The sequence below is a fragment of the Azospirillum sp. P4_B5 genome (genome assembly GCF_056402275.1).
On sequence record NZ_JBFUHT010000094.1, the window covers coordinates 1 to 9939 of the forward strand.

Genomic DNA, 9939 nt, shown 5'->3' on the forward strand with positions numbered 1-9939 from the left:
GGGGCGAAATTCTCGACCATCACGTCGCAGATGCGCACCAGATCCTCCAGGACGCGCTTGCCGTCCGGGTTCTTGGTGTCCAGCGTGATGGACCGCTTGTTGTGGTTCAGCATGGTGAAGTAGAGGCTGTCGGCCTCGGGCACGTCGCGCAGCTGGCCGCGGGTGATGTCGCCCTCGCCCGGACGCTCGACCTTGATCACGTCGGCGCCGAACCACGCCAGAAGCTGCGTGCAGGTCGGACCCGACTGAACGTGGGTAAAGTCCAGAACCCGCACGCCCTCGAGTGCCTTGCCCATGCCGTCTCTCCCTGTTGAGCCGCAGGCATACGGAGCCTGGCGGCGTTGCCAAACCGTTCGTCGTTGAAGCGAGCAGGAATGGAAACGCGGATGGTTGATCCCCGTTGGTCTCTGGGCGGCTACCGAAGCCAGCCTTTTATTTCCAGAATCCGCTGATCACCTTTTTCGGTTCTCGCATATTGTTTGCCGCATTGTGTTGCGTATTCCTGGACGAAACCCTGCCTGATCAACTCGCCGAGTGCCGGCCTCACAACGGCCGGCTTCAAGCTTGCCGCCTTCGTGATGGCCAGCAACGAGACCGGAGGTGTCGTGGCCTCGGGACCCGGCATCGCGCGCAGCGTGTTGAGCATGGTCCAGTTGACGGATGTCGGAGAGATCACACACGCCTCCCTTGGTGCGCTCGGGATCGCGGCCTGTCGCGGTCCGTGTTCCAATCGGCTCTGGCATGCCAGATCCAATGCGATCAGGCTAAAACCTCAAGCTCACTTGAGGTCAAGAAGAATTTTGGGACAGTGAATCGGCCCAAGCGGAGTTGGAGCGGACCTGGTCCCCCTCAAACACCCCGTCTCATCGCTGGGTTGCAGCGCCCGGCCTCGGTTTGAGCACGGTACCGGCATGCCCATCGATCGCCCCGCCAAACGTTCTTCGAGAGAATGGAAAACAGGCGATCAACCTCTGGTCCGCTCCGGTCATCCTCCCTCTGTCTCGGGCGACGAATTTGACGCAAATCAAAGCCAACTAATGTCCTCCTGGGGAATGGTCGCCCCATGGAGTTCTCCGTCCTTGAGCCACCGTCCACACCTACAGAGCGGGCCGATGGCGTGATCTCCCCACTGCTGGCTTGTCGGATAGTTCGCTTTTAGGTCATACCACCCAGGAGATGCTCTTTGAGCCAAGCGCGGCAAATGGCAGTAGGCGGTTTCGTCTACGGGTTCAGCGAAGATCCTTGGATGGAGCAGAGCGGAGGACTTGAGGAACGGCTCCGGTCGTTGCACGAGGAGATTCGCGAGTGGCCCGGGCTGGAGCATCTGCACCGGATCGCTGTGGCGACCTACGATGCCAAGGGTGAGCGGGTCCGGACGTTCGTCCACAGCAATGTCGGCCCACGGCCGTTCGATCCCCTCTCCGGCAGGTTGTGTGATTATCCTCTTTTGCAGGCGGTCGCCGAGACGGGACGCCCATGGATAGACAATGCGATCGCGTCAGCCTCCGGTTCCACCGGCCCGAGCGGCGGGTTGCTCAAGCAGGGTTTCCGCTCACGCTGCGTGAGCCGCATTCACTGGCAAGGCGACCTGTATGGCTTCCTTTTCCTGAACTCAAGGAGGGAGGGATTCTTCACCGAACCCGTCGTGTCGGCACTCATGCCCTACCGGCGGGTCATCGGCGTGCTCGTCGCGTCCGAGATGACCAGCACACGCGCCATGCTGGCGGCCGTGCACACGGCACTCGAGGTCAGCCACTACCGTGATGAGGAGACCGGCGCTCATCTCAACCGCATGAGTCGCTACGCCCAGCTTGTTGCAGCGAAAATCGCGTCGAAGCACGGCCTTTCGGACGAATTCATCGAGTACGTGCTCCAGTACGCACCCCTGCACGATGTCGGCAAGGTGGCGGTGCCGGACAGCATCCTGCTCAAGCCCGGCAAGCTGTCGCCGGACGAGTTCGAGGTCATGAAAACGCATGTGACCAAGGGCTTGGACATCATCAACGCGATGATTCACGACCACGGCCTTGGCGCCCTACCGCACGCCGCCATTTTGCGCAATGTGGTGGGCTGTCACCATGAGGCCTTTGACGGCTCCGGCTACCCCAACGGCCTTTCCGGCGTGGCCATTCCACTGGAAGCCCGCATCGTCGCGGTCGCCGACGTTTTCGACGCGCTCACGTCGGAACGTCCCTACAAGGGAGCGTGGACGAACGAGGCCGCAGCGGGTTTCCTCCGGGAGCAGGCGGGCCGGAAGTTCGATCCGGATTGCGTCGCGGCGCTGCTCTCGGACATGAGCGCCATCCTGGCCATCCAGCAGCAGTTCCGCGACACCCCCTCAGGCCTGCTCGCGCCCGGCCGCTGACGCCGGCCAAACGCTCCCTCGGGCTTGGGCTCCCGATCACCCGCCGATGGACGATGCGACAGAACCAGCCGGCGGCAGGGCGACGCTGATCGTTGTTCCCGTCCCTGGGCGGGACTTCACCGTGATCGGATAGCCGAGGTGATCCGCCAGCGTCTTCACGATGAACAGGCCCAGGCCCAGGCCAACGACGTCATCCCCGGCTTCGATGCGGTAGAACTCTTCGAAAATGTCGGCCAGGGAACTCTCCGGGATGCCTCGGCCGGTATCGGAGACGTCGACCCACACCTTGCCGCCGGCGGTGCGGCACACGATCCGGATTTCCCCGCGGTCGGTGTACTTGATGGCGTTGTCGACGAGGTTGTGGAGGATGCGCGACGCAAGCAGCCGGTCCGTACGCACCGTCACGCCGCTGCCGCTCCCTTCCATGCGCCAGTCAAGCCCCTTGGCTTCGGCGGCCAGTTGGAACGTCGCCGCGGTGTGCGTCATCAGATCGTCCAATGGGACGTCTTCGATCCGGACGGCGATCGTGCCGTCGTCCATCCGCACCAGATCCTGCACGCCATCCATCAGTCGCTTCACAACGCCCAGGCAGTGCTTCATCGTCGATACGTAGGTTTCCCCGCGAGCGGTCACCCGGGACGACAGCGCGTGGGTGGCGAGGGTCAGGGCATGGACCGGCTGGCGCAGGTCATGGTTCAACGTCGCGAGGAGCCGGGTGCGCGCCGCGTTGGCCCGCGCCAGTTCCCTGGCCTGCGCGTTTGCGGCTTCGGCCGACTCCTGCAAGGATTCAAGCAGGCGGACGTTGGACAGCGCCAGGGCCGCCGATCGGGCGATCGCCAGCAGCAGGGTGACCGTGCCCGTGTCGGGCGTGTGCCGCGTCGCCCAATACGCACCGATGGCGGCGATTGGCTCGGGCGCGCCGATCGGCACCATGACGAGGCTCCGCACGAAGGTGGGGCGATAGGCGTCGTGTGGAATGCGCGGATCGGCGTAGATGTCCGGAATGACCGCCGGCTGTCCGGTCAGCATGGCCCAGCCCGAGATGCACGTGCCCATGGGAAACCGCTGCCCTTTCCACAGCGGACTGATCGCGTCCTCCTCGACGTAATGGCACAGGTCGCCGTCGCGCAGCACGATGGTGACGCCATCGGCGCCTGTCAGGCGGCGCGCGGTCGTTCGGAGAATGGTAACCACGGTCGGCACGTCACGGGCGAAGAACAGGCGTTCGTTGAGATCGACGATCGCTGTCAGGTGGTCGGCGTCGCGCAGGGCGGACGGTTGCAGGGCATCGGTGTCGGCAGCGGGCATCAGCCACGGTTCCCAGGCGGTTCGCCACACCAACCTTCATTGGCGTGAAGAAGCGTACGAACGCTTCATAGCCCGAAATATAGCGCATGGAAGCCGCTTTCGCAGCAGGAACTCCAACGCCATCGATGGCCGACGCCTGGGAAATCGCAACCTTTCGGTGTCGGTTCCGTTCTGAGAAAATTGAGATGGTCCCCGTTTCCCGGACAGATTTGCGGCTGGGATGAACTTGGTTCAGGTTCGTGTTATGCCGCCAATCCGATCCGGTCGGGTGTGCCCTCGCAGGCCTCCGCCAGGGTACTGCCATCGAGCGCGGGGTGCGGTCGGTCGGCGTTGCAGTCGTCGATCCAGCGCCCGATCCCGGATCGGGCCTCGCTGCCGGTCTCGAAGCCATGGAGATACACGCACCCGTATTTCATCGATCGCCACCGAACATGAACCATTCATGCGCCGACCGTATGAGTCGGAGACGCCGTGCTGATCCATGGCGACGACTTCCAGGGACGGGCCGTCCAGTTCGAAATACTTCTTCTTGTCGGGGTCCTCGGTGCTGCATTCGATGATCAGGCGGTACTTGTAGATGCCGGGTTCCAGATCGGGGCGCAGCATGCCGGCCCAGTAATAGTAGACCGGCGTCCAGGGGCTGCGCATCGCGTCCGGCCCGCCATAGACCTTCAGGTTGATGCAAAGCTGGTTGGAACGCGCGGTGCCGTCGTCGTGCAGGAACACGATGTTGGAGATGCGGGCGAAGGGCGGCCAGGTGCCGTCGGGACGCTTCTGCTGGTCCATGCAGTAGACCAGCCAGTTCAGCGCCTGCCCCTGCTGGCAGTAGGTGCGCAGATCCGACGTGCCCTTGCCGGTGCTGGAGCCGCTGTTGTCCAACAGCGCGGCATTGTTCTCCAGCGTGTCGGTGCGCACGGCCCCGGCCACGTCGATGATGGTGACGATGTTCAGCTGGGTGGCCGCCAGCATGATCGCCGGATTGCGGTCGGCGCCGTGCTGCGCGTGCGTGTGCTTCATGGTCATGCTGCGATCTCCGAGGTCTCCGCGCCCGAGCGCTGCACCCCGTTCCCGTCGATCAGGCGGGAGGTGCGGTCCGTGCTCATCGTCTTGGTTTTGGTGCCGAGTTCGAAGGTGAGGCCGTAGGGCAGATCGCCCACCGGCTTCTTCACCACGCCGGTCCAATAGGAGACGTTGGTGCCGGGATAGGTGTTCTTCGTCACCTCGACGAGATCGGCCGGCACATCGACCGCGCTCAAAGCAGCATAGGCCTCGCATTCGATGGGCACCACCGACCAGATGATCTGGTCCCCCGGCGCCACGGCGGTGGCAAGGTGGCTGGTGTTCTGGTCGAGAGAACCGTACAGCCGGTTGTTGTCGAACATGAAGAGGTGCCCGGTCACCGTTTCCGTCTCCAGCACGCTGACGACGTCGATGACCAGGCGGACGGTGATCTGTCTCATAACGCGCCTCCCGCACAAATCGAGGCCGCCGGCACCATGGGCAACACGCCCGGAGCGACGCAGCCGGTGAAACCATTGACGTTCAGGGCCTTGGTCACAGTGATCGAGGATGTCTGGGTGAAGGTGCGCGGCACCCACAGGACGCGGCCCTTTTCGGCAACCGGCTCGTGCAGGACGACGTCCAAGCTGTAGACGTGCTGCCCCACCTTGCTGGTGTCCACCGACGCGCTCCAGTACCAGCCCTCGGTGTAGACGTCGGGTGAGCCGTAGAGCGCCGGGTACATCACGCCCTGGTCCACGGCCGGGCCGTAGATGTTGGTGACCACCGGCGGCAGGTTGCCGGCCGCGGCGAGGTCGAACTTGTCCACCGCCTCGCCCTGGCTGTTCATCACCGTGCCGTGCAGGGTCCGCACCTCGCCGTCGCGGTTGCGCACATGCAGGGACGGCGAGCGCTGGCCGTTCTCGTGGTCGCCCAGCAGCTTGGCGATGGCGTTGGGCGTGCGCGCGGCCTTGACGGCGGTCAGCAGGCGGGCGTTGCTTTCCGCCGCGCGGTGGCGGTGATGGAAGGCGCGCGGCAGCGTGTTCGGCACGCCGGACACGCCGATGGTGATCCAGTTCAGCACGGCTTCCGCCGCCTGCGACCCGTCCACGTTGTGCACGCCGATGACTTGGGTGGACAGCTCGCCCGACGTGTCGCCGGGAACGGCGAAGTTCTGCGTGTTGTCCACCACGTACGCGTTGTTGTCGAGCGTGCCTTCGATCAGCGCCGCTTCGACATCGATGACCGTGACGATGGAAATCTGCACCTTCGTCCCCTTTCAAGTCGGGCCCTTTCGGATCGGGGCCCTTTTCAGATCAGACCTGTGGAGGCCGATCAGAGAGCCGCGCCGGCCCCCTGGGCCGCGGAGGCGGCCTGGGCGGAAACCTGGGCCGCCAGCGGCGGCGCATACACCAGAGACGGGCCGTCGATGATCAGCCGCCTCGTGATCGCCCCGCCGAAGGCGAGCGTCAGGCGGTAGGGATAGTCGACTCCGGGGAGCAGCCCCCAGGGCACGTAGCCTTCCCAACGCCGGGCCCAAATGGGATCCGGACGCGGCGGCGTGGGGATCTGCGCTTCATCGGGCAGGCCGGCCGGATGCGGGCCGAAGGTCAGGCTGTCCAGCCAGACCGGCGTCTGCACGTCGATGGGCGCCAGCGACCAGCGCACCAGCTGGCCGGGATAGGCGGGGCTGCGCAGCTGCGGCGTCCCCCGGCCGGCGCTGGTCACCGGACTGTCGTCGTACAGGAAGACGGCCGCCTCGACCGGGCTGTCGACCAGCAAGGCGATCACATCCACGAAGATTTGTATGTTCAAGACAGACATGGAGCCTCTCTTTGCCTGGGCATCATGGTTCGTGACGGGTGTTCGGCGAGTTGCCTCAAACGCGGTCGATGACGAGCGGCACCTTGCCCACCTCGGTGCGGACGAGGTCCGGGCCGCCGGGCTCCACCAAGCGGATGCCGAACCCGTAGCCGGAGCGGCGCAAGGCGGCCTCATTGGCTTCCAGCCCGTTGAAGACGGACAGGGAGCGGATCAGCCCGGCCATGACCAGCGGCGCCGACCCTTCCGGCCCCAGACGGGACGCCACATGGGGCACCAGCGCTTGCGCGCCCGGCACGCCGATCACCAGATGCAGCTCCCGGTTGGCGCGGTTGACCTGGAACTGCAGGTCCGTGGCGACCGCCTCGATGTCCAGCACCTGGTTGCGGCGGAACTCCTCGATGATCCCGGCCAGCGCCTGCGGGGCGGCGTATTGGGAATCGCCGATGTGCATGAAGTCGCCGCTGCGGCCGGCGTATTCGAACTGCAGAGCGTTCAGCCCGGCGTCCTTGCGGTCGGCGCGGCGGATCACCCGGTCGCCGACCTTGTAGCGCAGGCACGGGGCGGCGTTGCCGAACAGGCGGGTGACAACCAGCTCGCCCTCTTCCCCCTCCTTCACCCAGCGGCCGTCGGCATCGACGATCTCCACCAGGTGCAGGCCGGGCACCGTGGTCAGCAGCGGGCTGTCCGCATCCAGCTGCAGGCCGATGGTCTCCGCCTGGGTGGCTGCGAAATAGCTGAGGATCGACAGGTTCGGGTAGCCCGCCTTCAGGTCGGCGCGCACCTTCGGCGTCAGGACGCCGCTGCCGTACAGCGCGACACGGAAGCTCTCCCGCGCGGTCTGCGACAGGCCGTCGGCGAAGGCGGCAAGAAGCGCGATGCTCTGCGTGATGCCCATGATGGCCTTGGGGCCGGGGTAGGACATCATCAGCTGGAACACGTCCTTGCTCATCGGGCCGGCGCCGATGTAGTTGACGCTGGGAATCTTCTGGAGCACGCCGCCGACCATGGTGCCGCTGCTCCACATCTGATAGTCGGCCAGAGTGGTCGCGACCCACTTGGCGCCGTCGCCCGGCAGGTGACGGGCCATCATGTGCCGGCCCATGAAGGCGCCGGCCCAGGCGTAGGTCTCCTGCAACTCGTCCAGCGGGTAGACGGTCTCCGACGGCTTGCCGGAGGACGTGCCGCCGCTCGCCACGATCTCGAATCCGCAGCGATCGATGGGCACGACCATGCCGGGGCGGGCTTCCGTGAACAGCTCGCGGAAGGTGTCCTTGTCGGTGATCGGCAGCGCCTGGAAGGCCTCGAAGCCGTCGACCGGCGCGGCGCCGGCCGCGCCGTCGATGCGGGCGCGCCACAGCGGGTTGACGCGCGCGATCTCCACCAGCTGGCGCAGGCGGCGCTGCACCAGCGCGTTCTGCACATCCGACGGCATTTCGTCCACCGTGCGGCCGAGCCGCCTTTCCGCGTCCCGCAGCACCGACAGGAAGGACGGCAGCGCCAGCACGTCGTCGATGCTGCGGGGCTGCAAGACCGTGTCCGGCATGACCGAAAGGGCAAGCTCCTGCCCGGAAAGATCCGCGTCCGCCTGCTGCGTCAGCATGTTTTTTCCACCGTCCAAATGTGAGGTTTGTTGTCGTAGCGCGTGCTCTCGCCGGCCCAGTCGCGGCGTATCTCGCGGGCGTGCCGGCGGATTTCGTTGGTCAGGGCGTCGATGTCGGACAGGCCGATCTGATGATTCATCATCACGATCCGCAGGACCGTCGAACCGTCCAGTTCCACCTTGGAGACGAAGTAGCGCCCCTCCGCTCGGATGCGGTCGCGCAACGCCAGCTGCAAGGTGCTGAGCTGCGATTCCGGCAGTCCGGCGGGCCGATGCACGAAGCACAGGATGTTGGATTCTGGCTGGTGCAGGACTTCGAAATCTGGCTGGGCAGCCAAATGGTCGTGCGCCTGCCGGGTAAGATCGACCAGATAGTCCAACTTCTGTTCGAAGAAGCGCCGGCCGAACAGCGCCCAAACCAGCCACAGGTTCAGGATGGCCGGCCGCTTGGTGCATTCGAAGTTCTTGATGCCGCTCTGAAAGCGGCTCATCTCGTCCTCGACGGGGTCGAAGACGTAGCTGTGCTTTTCCGGGAAGGCAGCGCCGGCCGCTTCGGGGTCGCGGTAGAACAGCAGGGTGCACAGCGCCGGCACGAACAGCGTCTTGTGCGCATCCAGGCAGAAGGAGTCGGCCAGTTCCAGCCCCTTCAGGCGCGGGCGCAGCCGGTCGGAAACGAGCAGCGCGCCGTTGTGCGCGGCGTCCACGTGGAACCACGCATCGCGCTTGCGCGCCTCGGCCGCGAGTTCCTCCAGCGGGTCGATGGCGCCGACGGAGGTGGTGCCCGCGGCGCCCACAATGCAGAAAACGTCCAGTCCGCGCGCCTTGGCCTCGTCAAGGGCCGCCACGGCGCCGTTGATGTCGATCTGCCGACGGTCGTTCAGCGGCAGGCGGACCACCTGATCGACGCCGAGGCCGAAGATCCCGGCGAGCCGGCTGACCGAATAATGCGATTCCGCGCCGAAGGCGATGGCCGGGCGCCCCCGCCCACGGCCCGTGGCGCTCACGCCGTCGGTCCAGCTGGCGCCCAATTTTCGGTTGCGGGCCACCAGCACGGCGGTCATGTTGGCGAGCGACGCGCCGGAGGTGGTCACCATATCGAAGCGGCCAAGCTCCCAACCGAGCAGGCGGCCGAACTCCTCCGCGATGAGCTTGTCAGCGACGTTCGCCAACTGCCCGGCCTCGTAATAGGAGGCGGGCTGCGGCGCCATGGCGCTGACCATGTCGAAGACGGCCGACACCGGCACGACGGAGGAGAACTGCCGGGCCATGTAGCCCCGCGAATTCACCTTGATGCCCGTACGGATGTAGAGATCGAGGATTTCGGCGAAGCGCTTGGCGTCGAAGCTGTCTTTCGCCCCCACCATCAGCGCCCGCGCGGCAGCCAGCAAGGTGTTCGGCCTTTCCAGGACGACCCCCTGGATCTCGTCGCTTTCCAGCAGTTCGGAAAGCTTGCCAGCGGCGATATCGACCGCCGTGTTGAAGCTCTCCACGTCAAAGGCATTCATGAACTCTTCAGCGGGTGAGGAGTTCACCGTGCTGATCGACAAAGGGCGAGGCCGCTTTGATAAGGAAGCAGTATACATAAGTATTATTCCTAACTCATGACGGGCCATTGGTGCAGACCATATTGCAGAGAAGAGAATGACTCAAGCATATGAGGAATCGCGGTTGCGTATGTATTGAATAATGTGTAACGTCACTACCGGGAATGCAAAGGTAATGAAGTTGCGTGAAGCCGCCCATCTATATGTAGTGGGTCGCCGTTTCGGTTGATGACGCCAGAACGACACGCTTTTCTGGCCTGAACAGCGATTGCTGAGGCGGGATCCGAAGCGAGAACCGG

Annotated in this window: 9 protein-coding genes and 1 pseudogene; 1 reads left to right on the top strand and 9 read right to left on the bottom strand. The window is 65.0% G+C overall.

Annotation, left to right across the window (positions count from 1 at the left end; translation table 11 throughout):
- Positions 1 to 296: CoA transferase (locus AC1DVI_RS31720; RefSeq protein WP_476961366.1), on the bottom strand; the 296-nt coding region annotated here is incomplete at its 3' end.
- A 119-nt stretch (positions 297 to 415) separates the two neighbouring features.
- The gene (locus tag AC1DVI_RS31725) at positions 416 to 676 is read right to left on the bottom strand and encodes a hypothetical protein (protein WP_149167583.1); all 261 of its coding nucleotides are present in this window, start codon (positions 674 to 676) and stop codon (positions 416 to 418) included.
- Between the two features lie 507 nt (positions 677 to 1183).
- Here AC1DVI_RS31725 and AC1DVI_RS31730 point away from each other — a divergent pair.
- Positions 1184 to 2365, top strand: a complete 1182-nt coding sequence (locus AC1DVI_RS31730) for an HD-GYP domain-containing protein (RefSeq protein ID WP_476961367.1) — start codon at positions 1184 to 1186, stop codon at positions 2363 to 2365.
- Between the two features lie 36 nt (positions 2366 to 2401).
- On the opposite strand, the gene AC1DVI_RS31735 is transcribed toward AC1DVI_RS31730, so the two are convergent.
- The 7 genes and pseudogenes from AC1DVI_RS31735 to AC1DVI_RS31765 all read right to left on the bottom strand — a co-directional run bounded on the left by AC1DVI_RS31735 (position 2402) and on the right by AC1DVI_RS31765 (position 9601).
- Positions 2402 to 3673: a GAF domain-containing sensor histidine kinase gene (locus tag AC1DVI_RS31735; protein ID WP_476961368.1), complete on the bottom strand. Its 1272-nt coding sequence runs from the start codon at positions 3671 to 3673 to the stop codon at positions 2402 to 2404.
- A gap of 242 nt (positions 3674 to 3915) precedes the next feature.
- Positions 3916 to 4098: pseudogene (locus AC1DVI_RS31740) on the bottom strand (integrase core domain-containing protein); the annotation flags it as partial.
- A 594-nt stretch (positions 4099 to 4692) separates the two neighbouring features.
- Positions 4693 to 5133: a hypothetical protein gene (locus AC1DVI_RS31745; protein ID WP_149167586.1), complete on the bottom strand. Its 441-nt coding sequence runs from the start codon at positions 5131 to 5133 to the stop codon at positions 4693 to 4695.
- Positions 5130 to 5939, bottom strand: coding sequence for a hypothetical protein (locus AC1DVI_RS31750; RefSeq protein ID WP_476961369.1), 810 nt, complete (start codon positions 5937 to 5939; stop codon positions 5130 to 5132). The genes AC1DVI_RS31745 and AC1DVI_RS31750 overlap by 4 nt, the downstream gene beginning before the upstream one ends.
- 68 nt (positions 5940 to 6007) lie before the next feature.
- Entirely contained in the window at positions 6008 to 6496 is a 489-nt protein-coding gene (locus AC1DVI_RS31755; protein ID WP_476961370.1) for a hypothetical protein, read from the bottom strand.
- 55 nt (positions 6497 to 6551) lie between these two features.
- Positions 6552 to 8096: a phenylacetate--CoA ligase family protein gene (locus AC1DVI_RS31760; protein ID WP_476961371.1), complete on the bottom strand. Its 1545-nt coding sequence runs from the start codon at positions 8094 to 8096 to the stop codon at positions 6552 to 6554.
- Positions 8090 to 9601, bottom strand: a complete 1512-nt coding sequence (locus AC1DVI_RS31765) for a pyridoxal phosphate-dependent decarboxylase family protein (RefSeq protein ID WP_476961372.1) — start codon at positions 9599 to 9601, stop codon at positions 8090 to 8092. The genes AC1DVI_RS31760 and AC1DVI_RS31765 overlap by 7 nt, the downstream gene beginning before the upstream one ends.
- Between the last annotated feature and the right edge of the window lie 338 nt (positions 9602 to 9939).